Raw genomic sequence first — 15,317 nt, forward strand, 5'->3', positions numbered from 1 at the left:
CTAGATAATCAATTTACACCAGTATAGCATATCCGAACTTTTAACGGTGCAGCTGTTGGTGGATCTGATAGACTGCGCCGATCAAGCCGGCATCGTTTTTTAGCTTCGCTGGACGAACAGGCGCGATGGTTTGTCCGCGCAAATAATTAATCGCTTCATGCCGTGTTTCCGTGATCGTCAAGCGAGCCTGCAGGCGTTCCCAGAAATAAGGATTGGCACTGATGCCGCCGCCGATCAATACCAATTCTGGGTCAAAACAGCTAATCAAATTGATCAACCCTACAGACAAATCCGTTAGAAATTGGTCCGTCAGCTTCAACGCCAATGCTTCGCCTTGCTGCGCGCGGTCAAAAATCTCTTTGGCGTCTTGGGTGGGTTCAAAGCCAGGAACTGCTGCGCCAGATAAATTGTAGAGGCGAATCAAGCCGCCCACGACGGCAGTTTTTTTATTGATGGAACTTTCCTCGATATTGCCTTCTTCTGGCAGCTGATCGATCACCATCCAACCAAATTCACCAGCCATGCCATGAGCACCTCGGTAGACTTGATTATTGATTACGATCCCACCGCCTACACCAGTGCCTAGGACAAGACACAAATAGTTGGCTACCTCTTGCGCATTCCCGATCCATTTTTCAGCAATCGCTGCTGCATTGGCATCATTTTCCACCGCCACCGGCAATCCTGTACGCGCTTCCAAGACTGCTTTAAAATTTTCACCATATAACGATTTGATGGCGCCAGCCGTTAACATAAACCCGTCTTTTTGAACGATCCCTGGGGCACTGATCCCAATGCCATCAATCGTGTGGCGGCTCTGGGCATCTTCGATGATCGTGAGTAGATCCTGATAAAACTGGGCTGGCTCATAGCTAGTGGGGATCGCTGATTTTTCAAGGATCACTCCGGTTTCATCTAAAACCCCATATTTAATACTTGTTCCGCCAATATCAAATCCTACGTACATTCTTCTTCCTCACCTTTCAAAACATTGTTGCCTTAAGTGTACCATCTGGCAGGAGGAATTTTTTTCTTTTTTCAGCTATTTTTTGACAGCCGTTTCCGCTGCATCCAAATAAAACAAAATGTCACTTTTGCCTTCCTGATTGGTTCCTTTGTACACCTCCGTATCCAGGCCTCCGATACGAAAGCCTGCTCGCAAGTAAAACAGACAGGCAGAAGGATTGTTGTCCTGCGCTTGTGTATAGATTCCGCGATAGTCTTTGGCAAGGGCCGCTTTCAGTGCCTGTTGGATCAACAGTTGACCGATTCCTTGCTTGCGGTAGTCTGTGTTGACCTTTAAGTCATAGAGGTACAGATACTTGAAAAAAGCGTCTTGAACGATCGCTAAGCCGATGCATTTTCCATCATCATAAGCACCGATAAACAGACTGTTTCGGCTCATTTCATCATAGCAATAATTTTCATCTGGGAAACGCATCGTCTGAATGTCTTCAGGTGCAAATTTACAGATCGTGTACTGCCAGTTGCCCTCATTATAAGACGGCAGCATTTTCCCCCATAAGGAGAAGGGTTCGTTTTTCAAGCGGATATCAGCTTGGTGTTCTTGATCGATCAGTTTGATTTCTAGCATGAGACACCTCGATTTTCTATAGTTTTCAATCATGAGTATTTAAAAGTAAGCTGTTGCAGTTTAGTTTACTACAAAGAATGAAAAATCACGATACTTATTAAACAGTCTGGTCTTCCTGTGAGAAGGGACGTTTTTGTAGGAGTAACTTAGTTGTTTGTCTATACATTTAGGTGGAAAAAGCAGAAAATATTCCATTGATACCTTAGTCACAATGACCGACGGAAAAATACGTCTTAAGTTTGATTATATTTATCGCTTGTTTTTTTATACTGAAGGTAGATAGAAAAAACGGAGGACAATCACTTGAAAAAAGCAATTAGTATGATCCTGCTCGTGTTAACGATCGGGACCGTCACATTGGTTACATGGTCTTATTTTACGAAAGATGATTCCAGCGAACTGGTTCAGCTGGTGGATCGTTTCAATCCTTTCGTACCGGAGAAAAAGGTTTATGTCAAAACATCCGATGAGTATGGCGTGCCGCAAGAACATGATGCCTATGAATATACGCAAGAAGGAATCAATGAAGATGGACAAAAAATAAAAATCACGTTTTGGGCACCACAAAAATTAAAAGAAAATGCCTACCTAGAGCTTGATGCAAAGGGCAAACATGTGGAGTCGTATCAAGAGGTGACCGAGCAGGATCTCCCTGACGCTATCAAAGACGAGTTGGTTACGACCCATTGATCATCGAGCCTGCTTGAAGAAACGGACAGAAAGTCATTTCCCACAAGTTGGGAGATGGCTTTTTTTAGTACCTTCACCTAAAGAAAAGTTCGCCAAGATTTGATTTGGGTGAAAAAGATTAGAGGATGATAGAATTTTCAGAAAAAATAGATAATTTTTTCAATTCTTAGTTGCAATAGTAGAAACGTCTGGTATTCTCTATGAGGTAGTTAAAAAAAATCATTCATATAATTAAAAATAGCAACGGTGAGAGAATCACTGTGTATGAAGGATCAACGGTTTTCGAGGAGGAACGTATGACAGAAAAAAATCAATTAAAAAAACAGATGAAAACCAGACACATCACTATGTTGGCACTAGGTGGCGCAATCGGTGCCGGCCTATTCAAAGGCAGTGGGGAAGCGATCCAGTTAGCGGGGCCTGCGGTCTTGCTAGCGTTTATTTTTTGTGGGCTGATCTTATTTGTCGTCATGACAGGACTGGGACAGTTGGTTTTATCTGACCAAAAACAACATGGCCTTTCGGGCTTAGTCCAGCCGTATCTTGGCTTGCATACAGCTGATTTCATTGATTGGATCTACTGGTCAATGTGGATGATCAACATCATCGCCGAAGCAGTTGCTGCCGCAAGCTTTTTGCAGCTGTGGTTTCCCAATATTCCCGCTTGGATCTTTGTTTTGATTTTGGCACTACTCACGACCATCATCAATTTGTTTTCGGTCCGCTTGTTTGCAGAAACGGAATACTGGCTTTCGTGGGCCAAAATCAGTGTGGTGATTGTGCTGATCTTGGTGGGTCTCTATCTGGTTGCCACGCAAGTCTTTGATCTGGGCTTTTTACCGACGATGAGACAAATGACAGACTATGGTGGTTTTGCCCCTCACGGTCTCAAAGGATTTATCAATTCTTTATTGGTCGTAATCTATTCGTATGGCGGTTCTGAGTTAGTAGCCATCACGATTAGTGAAGCAGAAAATCCCAAAAAAGCGATCCCTCAAGCAATCAAAGGAGTAATGACTCGGATTGCCGCTTTTTACATCATTCCTATGTTTCTTTTACTGATCATTTATCCGTGGAATCAATTAGCAGATCCAAATGTCAGTCCCTTTGTAATGGTGTTTCAAAAAATCCATGTGCCTTTTGCTTCCGACATCGTTAATTTAGTGATCATTTTGGCCTTGTTTTCCTCCATCAATTCTGGGGTCTATGCTTCTTCAAGAACGTTGTTTTTCCGGTTAAGCAACAATGGCCAGAAAAAAAGCCGTTTCACGATGCTGAATAAAAACAGCGTGCCCCAACGAGCGATCATGTTTTGCAGCGGTACTTTATATCTTGGAGTCGTTCTTTCTTACTTTTTAGGCGACAAACTCTTCAATTATCTGGCAGGCTCCCTGTCGTATACTGTATTACTGATTTGGTTGTTGATCAGTGTGGCGGCGTTTGTTTTGGTACGCAAGCAGAAGAAAATGGGCTATACGATTTTTTTGGGCGGGGCGATCCTTGCGTTGCTTTTGCTGTTTGCCGGTATCTTGATCACTAACCCATTAGCGGTTACAGGTTTCACCGCATTGCTGTATACGATCATTTTTCTTAGTTTTTATTGGAACCATCGAAAAATAGGGGACACCAGTGGAAAAAGTTGAAGAACCTTCCCTTAAGGCATAAACTGATGGAGAAGGAACAGCCCGCTTGGCTATTTTTTCGCTTCTCAGGAACATGGCTAAAAATAAAGTATAGGAGAAAACGAAAATGGTTAATTTTTGGACATTGATTTTCGGCACCCTCAGCTGGGTTGTGGTGGAAAGTCTGCTTTACAACCCGATGCATAAGTGGGGCAAGTTTTGGGCGAAAGAATCAGGAATGGCAGAGAAGATGGACGGTCAGCAGATGACGACCGGTGACATGCTCTTTACCTTTGGCGGCACGATTGTTGGTGGGATTCTCTTATCGGCAGCGACCTATCAAGTCGTCTATTGGTTTGCCACATTCGATCATGATGGTTGGCTGATGACCTCCTTGCAAGTCGCTTGCTTATTGTGGCTAGGGGTGTATGGGGTCGCCACCTTCGTGATGGCTGTTTACTCGGGACAGTCCCGTAAATTAGTTGGGCTGCACCTTGTGAATGGGTTTCTAGGAGTGATCGTTTTAGGGCTTGTTGTCGGACTAATTGGACAATAGGCAGCGATCATATCCCAGCGAGAACGTTCAAAGATCTCAACGAATCAATCCTAAAGAAAGCCGATCTTGTCTCGACAAGGTTGGTTTTTTTGCGCGTGAAATTAATCTAACTATAAAAAAAAGCTATAAAAGCAAATTGTTTATGCTATACTGAAAATAACTCAATTTGACAGGAAACACAAACCCACGGGTTTGCGAAAAATCATGAAAGAAGGAAACTTAGGGAAAACGAGGAGGGGAAAAATGAAAACGAAAAGCAAGTTAGGTAGAAGAATGTTTGCTACCGTTTGTCTGGCGGTGCTATTTTTTTTGGCAAGCTGCAGCCGCTCAGGGGTTGACTCTGCAGCTGCAAATCAAGTATTGACCAATAGCAACAGTCATCAACAAAATGCCTTGTACGTTTTGGAAGATGGAAAGCTCACCGTCAATAAAACGCTGAGTTTTTTGGTCGATCCGAATCAGGAACCTGCGGAATTGGTAGAAGAACAAGAGGCGCAATTAGTGCAGATCAACGAAACACTGCAAGCAGAGTTTCCCAAAAGCAAAGCACTGACTGCGGCAGACATCGGCACTATGCACACCTTTGAAGTGACAAATGCCCAAGTGATCATTGATCAAGAGAAAAAGGAAGTGCGCATGACTGGCGATGATTTTGAGAAAGTATTCAAAATGGTGGACAACAATGACAAGCGTCTGATCGATGATGAACAAAACGAGTACGAGTTTTCTTACGATGAGAAATAGCAAGTGATAAAAAAGCAGCTGCCTCCGACGAGACAACCGCTTTAGACTGCAGACAAACCTTAGACAAAAATGAGGTTTGTTTTTTTCGTTGCAAAATATTAGTGACTATTACGGAAAACATTTTGCGCAAGGAGTAAGTCCGCGACTTTGCGCTTCTGCTAAAGTTGCAGGCGTGTAGGTACCGTTACCGCATTTTCTCGTATGATATTTCGAACCTGTTGGTGTAACGAGGACCGACGTTTGGGCTTGATTGCTAGCAGCGGCTGGCTGGCTTTGTTCTGGCACAGCGGCGGCTGCCTGCCGTTCTTCCTCCGCCTTAGCTTGTGCGGCTGCTTGTTCGTTGGCAGTGATCGTTCGCGCCACTGTTTTCGTTCGAGTAGCTAATTCCTCATCGGGGGTCTTGAGACGAGCGACAGCATCTTCTGCACGAGCAAGGGCATCTTTTGTCGGCTCCGCCTCTGCCGCTTCCACCGCTTGGACAGCTTCTGCAACGAGGGCTTCTGCTTCTTTCTCAGAAATCTTGGTTTCTACAGTGGATAACCGACTTTCAAACGTTTCCTTGTTCAAAACCGCTTGTGCGACTAATTCTTTTGCCTGATCGAAATCACTGCGCTCAAGGGAAGCTTCAGCAGTATCGAGGGCTTTGCCGATGGCAAGATGTTCTTCCACCACGGTTAGCCGGGTAGCGAAATCTTCGTAGGTTTTACTCAAAGCATGAATCAGCGTCACGGCTTCGTCGTAATTCTTTTGGTTTGGCTGGGTTTCGGCAAGCGCCAGTGCCGTCTCGGCTTTTTCCAGTGCTGCTTGTTCTTGTTTTTCAGCTTGCAAACTCGCTAGAAATGCGCGAGAAGGTTTGACGGTGACGACTTCTTCTTTGGTGCTTCCACCCATTGAGGCTTGGAGGGTAAATTCCTGTTCCTCTTCATCTTTAAGTTGCACGGTGTAAGAAAATGTTTCGTCCGCCAGCGAAACCTCCATCCCGTTGATCGTCAGTTGCGCTTCTGGATTGGTTTGCCCAGTGATCGCTGCTTCACCTTGCTCATTCGTAACCAGTTCTGCTTCATCTACGTGAAGCTCCGGTGTTGTTGTAGGAGTCAATAATACCCCGCCGATCAATAAGAGAAAACCACCCATAAAAATAACGATTTTGTTGCGAAGCGGCTTTTTCTTGATCAAACTAAGAACAAAAAAGATTCCGCTTACAACCATTGTCAAAAAACCAACAACAAAAATAAATATCCCCATACTTTTTTCATTTCCTTTCTTGTGAATAATTTAATTATAACATTTTTACTAACGTATCCGCCATCAATAACCGGCTAGCTAGGGTTGCTGAACGTATGGAGGGTGTTCAACTAGCAAACCAATAGATTTTTATCAATAATAAATAGATTTACAGAAATTTTTATTATAAAATGATGTACAAAGAGTTGTTTTTCGTTTGTATTTGCTTTTTTTGCTAAACAGCTCTTGGTCCTAATACACGTATTTACTTCATTACTGGAAAAAGACGCTTTGAACAAACGGATGAAATCGAGCAAATACCTGCAAACAAGCGGCTTTCCCCAAATAACACCATAAAAAAGACATTCCCCCTCATGTGCAACTAAGCCACTTCATTGATAAGAAAATCAGTATGTGCAAAAGGAGTAGCAATGAAAATCACACAAATCCAATGTCCCAGCTGCTTGGGTCAGTTAACCGTTGACTGGGAGACAGGAAAAGCAGTCTGCCAATATTGCTTAACTAAATCAGTCCTACAGTCGCCGCCAAAACAAACGCAAGAAGCTTCGAATGAACAGGCTCCCGTAGTTTTTCAAAAAGTCAAAGAAGGGTTTTATTCGTTTGCCTTTAATGAAGACGAGGTAGCAAATGCCTTGAAAAAATGGCTGATCCAACAGGAATCAGTTCCTGAGGACATTATCGTTCATCTTGAAGTCAGCGAGGTAAAACGATATTTTATTCCGATTTATGAATTTCAGGTGACCTATACGATGCAGTGGGAGGGGGCCTTTGGCTACGATACCCATTCCATTGCATGGGAAGGATCGCATACGACCACGTGGGAAAAGAAGCGAGGCGACCATTCAGGTGAGACGGTTATATTCTATCAATGCGGCAGTTCGGAGGTGATCGAACAAGAAATTCCTCAGAGCTTTGAGGTCAATGATGAAATGAAAAGAAAACCGCACTTTAGTACCGATCAAAAGGAATTTCAACAGCTAGTCTCAGCACATGCTATTCATGTTTTTCCCTTTGATATTGAGCAAGAGCAGGCGCTCTTTGGTTCTGAAAAACAAGCGGAATTGAGAGCTCATGCGAATGCGGTGATCCAGAAGAAAGAATCTGCCGATCATCTAAAAGAGCTGCACCTAAATCTTTCCCTGATCAGCTGTGCTACAGAAGAGCTCTACTTTCCCCTGTATATGGGCACCTTCAAGTACCAAGAGCAATCCTTTGAATTTGCGATCGACGGCAAAGATCCTGACCGAATGAAGCTGCCGATTATCCCACAGTTCCAAGCTACCTATCAAACGGTTGCGAATTTTTCAAAAGCTCGTAAGGTTTTTGGCTGGTCCTCCGTACTCTTTTTTACGTTAGGTGTGATCCTGATGATCTTGGCGCTATTCATTTCTGAATGGATCCCTCTAGGAAGAGTGTTCAGAGCTGTCATAGGGGGGATTGTCATGAGTTCCCTGCCAACTGCAGTTTATTGGGTAGTATCGGGGATAGTGTTGCACTTTCTAAAAGAACAGTACCTCAAAACAGCCCAAAAATTTAGAGATGAGTGCCAAAGAGAATTATTAGGTAAGAAAACGGCTGGGACAGCTTTTTTAGCAAACTACGAGAAGCGTGGAAAGCATCTTGCAAGAATGAGGAAATTTTATGAATGGCTCGATACGCTCGCTTATGTGGTCGTGGTCGTTACCCTTATTTGGAACATTCTTCGGTTTCTTTGATAAACCATCTTGTTGAAAAGAAAAAACGATTCATAAAAAAGGAGAAAAAATGAAAATCACCCAAATCCAATGTCCCAGCTGTCTGGGACGTCTAGAAGTTGATTGGGACTCAGGGAAAGCAGTCTGTCAGTATTGTTTAAATGAGCTGTTGATCAAACCGGAACAAAAAAACCAGGAACAAACAAAACAAGTCGTCTCGCTTAAAGAGTTGTCACGCATTCAAGGGACCGTCAAAGAAGGATTTTATCCGTTTGCCTATGATGAAAAGGCATGTGAAGCGGCGTTGAAAAATAGACTAGCATGGCAAGACACCATCTCGGAAAGTATCTTTTTTGAGCTAGAGATGGTTCATCTAAAACGTGTATTTATCCCGATGTATTATTTTCAAATTGCTTATGATGCTCAAGTGAGAGGGAGCTATGTCCACGAGGAACAGCAGAGGGGGAGTGGGCGCATTACTGCCGACATTTCTTTACATAACAGCGGGAATACAACAATTTTCAATGAATATTTCCCTACAGATACCCAAAAAGAAGCGGATTACAGTATCAATGGTAAGCTGCCGCTGCATCTTCAAAAAGGAGCCGCCTATTGCACGGATATGCAGCAGTTTTCGGCACTTAGCCAAGGCGTTCAGGTGCTGCCCTTTGATATTTCCAGAGAAGCGGCACTCTCTGATACCCATCTAATGGAAGTCTTTGAAGCAAAAGCCAAAGACCATTTGGTGGGAGCAGATGTTGCCAATGAGGTTCAACTGACTCTTTTTCCGAAACAATGTGATACGGAAAAACTGTATTTTCCTTATTACATTGGCGGATTCAAATACGGAAACCAAACCTATTCTTTCGTGGCTGATGGCACCGATGCTGAACGCCTTTTTCCAACCCAGCTCCCTGAATGTGAACAGCTGGTGCAAGTGAAAAAAAGTTTTTCGAAGACCAGCAGTGTCCTATGGCAGTTCTGCTATACCTTTTTTTCATTCGGAATAATTTCAGGGACCCTTTTAAATTTTATTTTTGGTGGATTTTTAATGCCTGCCGTTGCCTTTAGTTTGATTGGCACATCGATCGTGCTTTTTGTCATTTGGCTAGTAGTTTCATTTTTTTTGATTACGCAAAAAATCAACTTCTTTAAAGAACATAAAAAGTTTAAAAAGGATCTGAATCAAGCACTCAGTCAGCCACAGGCAAATCAAATAGCTATTTTGCAGACATTTGAAGCCCGAAAAAAGAAACTCGTCCGAAAGACAGTATTTTACAGTGGTCTGGAAAATATGGCGTATGAATTCGCATTGATTCTCTTCTTAGCAATATTGGTTTGGTATTTTGGCTTCTACGGCTTGTCTTTTGTCATGCTGCTGGCGTTTGTCAGCTGGAATGCGATCCGTATTTTTACAACGAATAGCTCTGATCGATGCATCAAAACGAAAGGATGATCTCATGGATATCATTCCCATTCAATGTCCCCATTGTTTAGGGGAACTAGAAGTAAACTGGGGTGTCGGCACGGCGATTTGTCTGTATTGTCGTGGGAAAATGGTGATCAAATTGCCCTTTGACCACGCCAAAATTGCCCAGTCCAGTCCCCTGACGGACAAACAGCTTGCGCTGACCCAGCTGGCGGCTCTTTTGAAGAAAATCAGTCTGCCATCTGCTGCTCTTAGGGAAAACGCACCATCAGCCGACGTTTTCGTTGGACAAGAGCAGCCAAAACTAACGTCAAGAAACCAGGCGTCTCCGATTCAAAGGGCGCCCATCCATCAGCGCAACCAGCGGCAAAATCGTTTGAATGCTTTTTTTCAAAAACAAAATTTTTTGTTCTGTTTTTCTGGAGAAAGACAAGTGCTACCAAGGCAATGGCAAAGACAAGTCCTTACCAGTTTTCAAGTGCCTGAAACGGAGACGCCTCTGGCACTGCTAACGTCAAAGATGACTGGCAGAAAAGCGAATGCGGGACTGCTTTTTGGCGTTGAACGAGTGTATTTGTGCACGTACGAAAAGAAAGAAAAACGAATAGTCAGTTTTTCCTGGAGTGTTTGGAAAAACCTCGGTTTTGAGGTCCAGCATAAAATGTTTAGTAGCTTTTTGGTGATTCAACAGGAATATCGTGTTCCTCTTCAAGCATTGGGCTTTGCGACCCAATCATTTTTGCAAGAATTACAGCAGTTGTTGCAAGAGTGGGAGACTGGCTAGTGCTGAGTATCGATGAAATCAAATAGGGAATCAATTTATTGGTCAAAAAAACAAAGAGAGCGTCGCAAACAGCGGCGCTCTCTTTCACTTCATGTGGTTTCCAACTCAGCATTGTTGGTCCCTGTTAAATACTCGGCTTCATCGTTTAAAAGACTGGCCGTCGTTCGCAGCGTGTCGTAAGAATGCAAAACGGCAGCGAGACTTTTTTGCGAATCACTGATTTTCATAGTCGTCGACTCGGTACTATCTAACACGACTAAGGCTTGTTGGTTGATGGCTTGCATGGTTGCGGCAATGGTTTGGGTCAACTGTTTGGTCTGTTCGGCTAATTTTTGCATTTCATCGGCAACTACCCGAAAGCCAGCTGCTTGTTCGCCGATCCGTGCTGTTTCGATGGAAGCGTTGAAGGATAGCAGTTTGGTTTGTTGTGCAATGCGGTCGATGTCATGCAGCACCGCTGTCACCTGTTGGCTATCCATTTCTAAGGCATGGGTCGTTGCTTGATTTTGATCAGACAGCCGTTTGACTTGCGCCAAGTTTTCTGACAAATGATCGACTTGCTGATGCCCGTTGGCAGAAAGTCGTGTCAGGGAAGCAGCACTTTCTTGCACTTTTTTGATAGTGACCGCTAAGGCTTGTTCTCTTTGGGTAATGTCAAAAGCGATTTTGACGACGTTGACGACTTCTTGCTGCTCATCGAGGACGGGGAAGTAGATCCCTTCTAAAATCAGTTTTTCTCCTTGTTTGTTTTTTCGGATGATTTTGTCTTGAAACCGTTGCTTTGAGTACAGCAGTTGATTCCAAAAAGCTTGGTAATCCGTACTGGCAGCATAATGGTCAAAACAAAAGGTCCGATGCGGCAAGCCAATGATTTCTTCTTGGCTGTACCCTAGGATATCAGTCATGTTGGCATTGGCGAAAACAACTTCTTTTTGCGGATCAAAGACTATGACAGCGAGTTCTTGAAAAATAGCAGCGAGCAGACGGTTATTTTGTGTTTCATCTAATGTGAATTTCATACGTACTTACCTACGCCTTTCAGTTTTTTGGGAAGTTTACACAGCGAGTGTCTTACAGTTATCGGTCATGAAGGCAAGGCAGTTAAGAGTGCAAAAACCACCTTTTTTGTCGAACAAAATGCTTGGAAACAGAAGAAAGCAAGATTCTTTGCATCAGAATGACTTGGTGGTACCCTTAAGATCAACACGAACGATTTCAAACAAAAGGAGAGAATCGTATGACAGATAGAATTTCGTTGGAAAAAGCAGCCGTTGAATTTAGTGAGGCAAATGCACCGCACCCACGGATCTATGAATTACCGCCAGAAGAAGGGCGCGCACTATTGGAACAAGTCCAAGAGTCACCCGTCAATAAACTGGCGGTTGAGATAGAAGATCAGACCGTAGATACAGGCGAGTGGGGGGCCATCAATGTTCGTTTTGTTCGTCCCGAAGGAAATCATGCGATTCTCCCTGTTATTTATTATCTCCATGGCGCTGGCTGGGTCTTCGGCAGTGCCGCAACTCATGATAAATTGATCCGTGAATTGGCGGTACGAACCAACTCGATCGTCATTTTTCCTGAATACAGTCGTTCGCCAGAAGCAAAATACCCAACGGCGATCGAACAAAATTATGCGGTCTTGCAGCAATTACCGGGATTTGTCGATGTCAAAGGCTTAGACCTTACCCGTTTGACCGTGGCTGGCGATTCCGTAGGTGGGAACATGGCGACTGTTATGACCTTGTTAACGAAAGCCCGTGGTGGCATTCCGATCGCACAGCAATTATTGTTCTATCCTGTGACAGATGCCCGCTTTGATACGCCTTCGTATGAAGCATTTGGCGAAAACTATTTTCTGACCAAAGAAGGGATGCAATGGTTCTGGGATCAATACACGACGGATGAAACACAGCGGAATCAAATTACCGCTTCTCCTTTACGAGCGACCAAAGAGGAGTTAGCCGATCTGCCACCAGCGTTGATCATTACGGGGGAAGCAGATGTCTTGCGGGATGAAGGGGAAGCCTATGCGCAGCATTTACGAGCAGCTGGCGTGGAAGTTACCCAAGCACGTCTGCAAGGAATCATCCATGATTTTGTGATGGTCAATGCGATGGATCAGACCCAAGCTGCACGAGCTGCCATGACACTGGCTGTCGGTTGGCTGACGGAAAAAAATGTCCCAGCAGAATAAAAAACCGACAAAAGAAGCTTCTTTTTAGAGGTGTTCTGATACAGTAAAGGATTTATGGGGTGGAGCGTTCCACTCCTTTTTTTGTCGGAAAAATGGAAAGACATACACCTGCGGTCTGAAGCAGATGCAAACGCTCTCTAAAAAACTACGTTTTTATAGTACAGATATTAATAAGTGTTTTTCGTTGATAAATAAATAGAAAGTGCTATTATATGTATTGTGATTAATACAGTTTTTGAAAAGAGGTAATACAGTGAGTGCAAAAGGATCAGAAATCATTGTTGAAAGTTTAGAAAATCATCGGGTGCCTTATATCTTTGGGATTCCCGGTGCAAAAATCGATGGCGTATTTGACGTGTTGAGTGATCGGGGACCAGAGTTGATTTTGGCACGACATGAACAAAACGCGGCATTTATGGCACAAGCAATCGGTCGCCTGACAGGAGAGCCAGGAGTCGTCATTGCGACAAGTGGACCAGGAGCCAGTAATTTAGCGACTGGGTTGGTCACGGCAACTGCCGAAGGTGATCCCGTCCTGGCACTAGCAGGCCAAGTGAAGCGTTCTGACCTTTCAAAATTGACCCACCAAAGCATGAATAATGCGGCATTGTTTGCGCCGATCACGAAATTCAGCAGTGAAGTCCAAGATCCTGAAACCCTTTCTGAAAGTATTGCCAACGCCTTTCGCATCGCAAAAACAGCGAAAAAAGGGGCGAGCTTTTTATCCATTCCTCAAGATGTGACGGACGGAACCGTTCAAGGGGCAGCGATCAAACCACTATCTTCGCCTAAATTAGGCAGTGCCGATGCAGAAGATATCCAGGCACTCGTCGATCGGATCAAAGAAGCCAAGCTGCCTGTCCTACTCTTAGGAATGCGGGCTTCAGGCGTGAAAGAAACACAAGCGATTCGTCATTTAGTTGCAAAAACTGGGTTGCCTGTCGTAGAGACCTTCCAAGGCGCTGGGATCATTTCTCGTGAATTAGAAGAGCATTTCTTTGGCCGCGTCGGCTTGTTCCGCAATCAGCCTGGTGATATGCTGTTGAAACGCAGCGACTTAGTGATCGCTGTGGGGTACGACCCGATCGAATACGAAGCTCGCAACTGGAATGCGGAAAAAGATGCCCGCGTGATCGTCATCGATGAAGTACCGATGGAGATCGATCCATTTATGCAGCCAGAAGTTGAACTGATGGGCAGTATCGCGAAAATTATTGAACAACTATCAAAAGCCATCGATCAGTATCACTTGACCGAAGACGCTCAAAACTATTTAACGACGCTGCAAACCAAACTCAATGAAAAACCAGCGGATGTCGAAGGCAGCAACAATACCTTGCATCCCCTGGAAATCATTGATGCTTTGCAACAAGAAGTGACCGATGACATGACGGTGACGGTGGATGTCGGCAGCCACTACATTTGGATGGCCCGTCATTTCCGCAGTTATGAGCCACGGCATCTGCTCTTTAGTAATGGCATGCAGACTTTAGGGGTAGCTTTGCCATGGGCGATCGCGGCAGCGCTCGTGCGACCAAATACTCAAGTGATCTCTGTATCTGGCGATGGTGGCTTCTTGTTTTCTGCCCAAGAGTTAGAAACAGCCGTCCGTTTGAAACAAAACATCATTCACTTGATTTGGAATGACGGTACCTACAATATGGTGAAATTCCAAGAAGAAATGAAATATGATCGTGCTTCTGGGGTTGATTTTGGACCAGTTGATTTCGTGAAATATGCCGAAGCGTTTGGTGCCAAAGGCTTACGGGCAACCACCAAACAAGAATTGATGGCAGCCATCGAAGAAGGCTTTGCAACGGATGGTCCAGTGATCATTGATATCCCTGTGGATTATTCAGACAATGCCGATCTTGGCAAAACGATCCTACCTGATCAATTTTATTAAGACCAAAGGAGCATCAAGATGAAAGTGAAAAACAAAAGTTATTTATATCAGCATGGCACCCTAGGTGGGTTGATGCAGGATTTAATGGATGGCACGGAGCAAATCGGAAAAATGCTTGAATATGGCAATTTTGGGATTGGTACTTTGGCTGGTTCCAATGGTGAAGTGATTATTTTAGATGGTGAAATCTACCATGTAGACGAGTCGGGCAAGGTACAAGTGCTCCAAGGAAATGAAGGAACCCCCTATGCGGCAGTCGTTGATTTTTCTGCGGCGAAGCACCTGCAGGTCAGCCAAGAAATGACCGATGAAGAAGTGAAAAACCACGTCCTGACAGAAGTCAGCCCGAATTTGTTTTCCGCTGTCAAGATTCATGGGGTATTTACTAAGATGCACGTCCGCGTTGCCCCAAAGCAAGAAAAACCGTACCCAAAATTCATTGAGATCATCCAGCATCAGCCGGAATTTCAAGCAGAAGATATCAGCGGCACGATCGTCGGGTTCTTTACCCCGTTGCTGTTCCACGGTGCTGCGGCCGCCGGTTTCCATTTGCATTTTATTAGTGATGATCGCACATTTGCTGGTCATGTCTTAGACTTTGAAGTGGCAGCTGGCGAAGTCGAATTGATGGAACTAGCCGAATTTCGTCAGCATTTTCCTATCGACAACCAAGACTATTTGCAGCGGGAGATCGATGTCGCAAAAATCGCCAAGGATATTGAAGCTGCCGAATAAGCAGCAGGCAGCAAAAAATAATTGATCGCCAGTAGAGTGGTCTCGGATCGAATTGAACGCAAAGCAGCAGTGAAGCCAACGCTTCACTGCTTTTTTGTGCTTCCTTCTATTCATGAGGCTT

The 15,317-nt window shown here is 44.2% G+C and carries 14 protein-coding genes; 10 read left to right on the plus strand and 4 right to left on the minus strand.

Going from position 1 to position 15,317, the window contains the following annotated elements:
• Positions 1-40 precede the first annotated feature (40 nt).
• Together IGI92_RS00860 and IGI92_RS00865 are read right to left on the minus strand one after the other, a co-directional pair.
• Positions 41-967, minus strand: coding sequence for an ROK family protein (locus IGI92_RS00860; RefSeq protein ID WP_005232693.1), 927 nt, complete (start codon positions 965-967; stop codon positions 41-43).
• A gap of 75 nt (positions 968-1,042) precedes the next feature.
• Positions 1,043-1,594: a GNAT family N-acetyltransferase gene (locus IGI92_RS00865; RefSeq protein WP_005232691.1), complete on the minus strand. Its 552-nt coding sequence runs from the start codon at positions 1,592-1,594 to the stop codon at positions 1,043-1,045.
• Between the two features lie 321 nt (positions 1,595-1,915).
• Between IGI92_RS00865 and IGI92_RS00870 the strand changes: the two genes are divergently transcribed.
• From IGI92_RS00870 to IGI92_RS00885, 4 genes are all read left to right on the plus strand, one after another.
• Positions 1,916-2,284: a YxeA family protein gene (locus tag IGI92_RS00870; RefSeq protein WP_016619558.1), complete on the plus strand. Its 369-nt coding sequence runs from the start codon at positions 1,916-1,918 to the stop codon at positions 2,282-2,284.
• A 296-nt stretch (positions 2,285-2,580) separates the two neighbouring features.
• Positions 2,581-3,927, plus strand: a complete 1,347-nt coding sequence (locus IGI92_RS00875) for an amino acid permease (protein ID WP_008376509.1) — start codon at positions 2,581-2,583, stop codon at positions 3,925-3,927.
• Between the two features lie 106 nt (positions 3,928-4,033).
• On the plus strand, positions 4,034-4,462 hold the full coding sequence (locus IGI92_RS00880) for a DUF1761 domain-containing protein (protein ID WP_008376507.1): 429 nt from the start codon (positions 4,034-4,036) through the stop codon (positions 4,460-4,462).
• A gap of 243 nt (positions 4,463-4,705) precedes the next feature.
• Complete coding sequence (locus tag IGI92_RS00885) at positions 4,706-5,206, plus strand: hypothetical protein (protein ID WP_061053579.1); 501 nt, start codon at positions 4,706-4,708, stop codon at positions 5,204-5,206.
• Between the two features lie 108 nt (positions 5,207-5,314).
• On the opposite strand, the gene IGI92_RS00890 is transcribed toward IGI92_RS00885, so the two are convergent.
• Positions 5,315-6,451: a serine protease gene (locus IGI92_RS00890; RefSeq protein ID WP_430607656.1), complete on the minus strand. Its 1,137-nt coding sequence runs from the start codon at positions 6,449-6,451 to the stop codon at positions 5,315-5,317.
• Between the two features lie 410 nt (positions 6,452-6,861).
• Here IGI92_RS00890 and IGI92_RS00895 point away from each other — a divergent pair, with 410 nt between their 5' ends.
• From IGI92_RS00895 to IGI92_RS00905, 3 genes are read left to right on the plus strand one after another with little or no spacing between them, the layout of a single operon-like run.
• Entirely contained in the window at positions 6,862-8,166 is a 1,305-nt protein-coding gene (locus IGI92_RS00895) for a hypothetical protein (RefSeq protein ID WP_430607658.1), read from the plus strand.
• A 49-nt stretch (positions 8,167-8,215) separates the two neighbouring features.
• On the plus strand, positions 8,216-9,601 hold the full coding sequence (locus tag IGI92_RS00900) for a hypothetical protein (protein WP_430607661.1): 1,386 nt from the start codon (positions 8,216-8,218) through the stop codon (positions 9,599-9,601).
• 4 nt (positions 9,602-9,605) lie between these two features.
• A complete protein-coding gene (locus IGI92_RS00905; protein ID WP_430607663.1) occupies positions 9,606-10,358 on the plus strand; it encodes a hypothetical protein in 753 nt (250 codons plus the stop codon).
• An 89-nt stretch (positions 10,359-10,447) separates the two neighbouring features.
• On the opposite strand, the gene IGI92_RS00910 is transcribed toward IGI92_RS00905, so the two are convergent.
• Positions 10,448-11,377, minus strand: coding sequence for a methyl-accepting chemotaxis protein (locus IGI92_RS00910; protein WP_430599796.1), 930 nt, complete (start codon positions 11,375-11,377; stop codon positions 10,448-10,450).
• A gap of 218 nt (positions 11,378-11,595) precedes the next feature.
• Here IGI92_RS00910 and IGI92_RS00915 point away from each other — a divergent pair, with 218 nt between their 5' ends.
• The 3 genes from IGI92_RS00915 (at position 11,596) to budA (ending at position 15,196) form a co-directional block, all read left to right on the plus strand.
• On the plus strand, positions 11,596-12,555 hold the full coding sequence (locus IGI92_RS00915; RefSeq protein WP_005232674.1) for an alpha/beta hydrolase: 960 nt from the start codon (positions 11,596-11,598) through the stop codon (positions 12,553-12,555).
• Positions 12,556-12,808: 253 nt separating this feature from the next.
• Positions 12,809-14,461, plus strand: a complete 1,653-nt coding sequence (gene alsS / locus IGI92_RS00920; RefSeq protein WP_005232673.1) for an acetolactate synthase AlsS — start codon at positions 12,809-12,811, stop codon at positions 14,459-14,461.
• 18 nt (positions 14,462-14,479) lie between these two features.
• Positions 14,480-15,196 (plus strand): acetolactate decarboxylase, encoded by a 717-nt coding sequence (gene budA, locus IGI92_RS00925; protein WP_005232672.1) that lies wholly within the window; start codon positions 14,480-14,482, stop codon positions 15,194-15,196.
• Positions 15,197-15,317 lie beyond the last annotated feature (121 nt).

Source organism: Enterococcus sp. DIV2379 (genome assembly GCF_050542965.1).
GTDB classification, from domain to species: domain Bacteria; phylum Bacillota; class Bacilli; order Lactobacillales; family Enterococcaceae; genus Enterococcus_D; species Enterococcus_D entomosocium.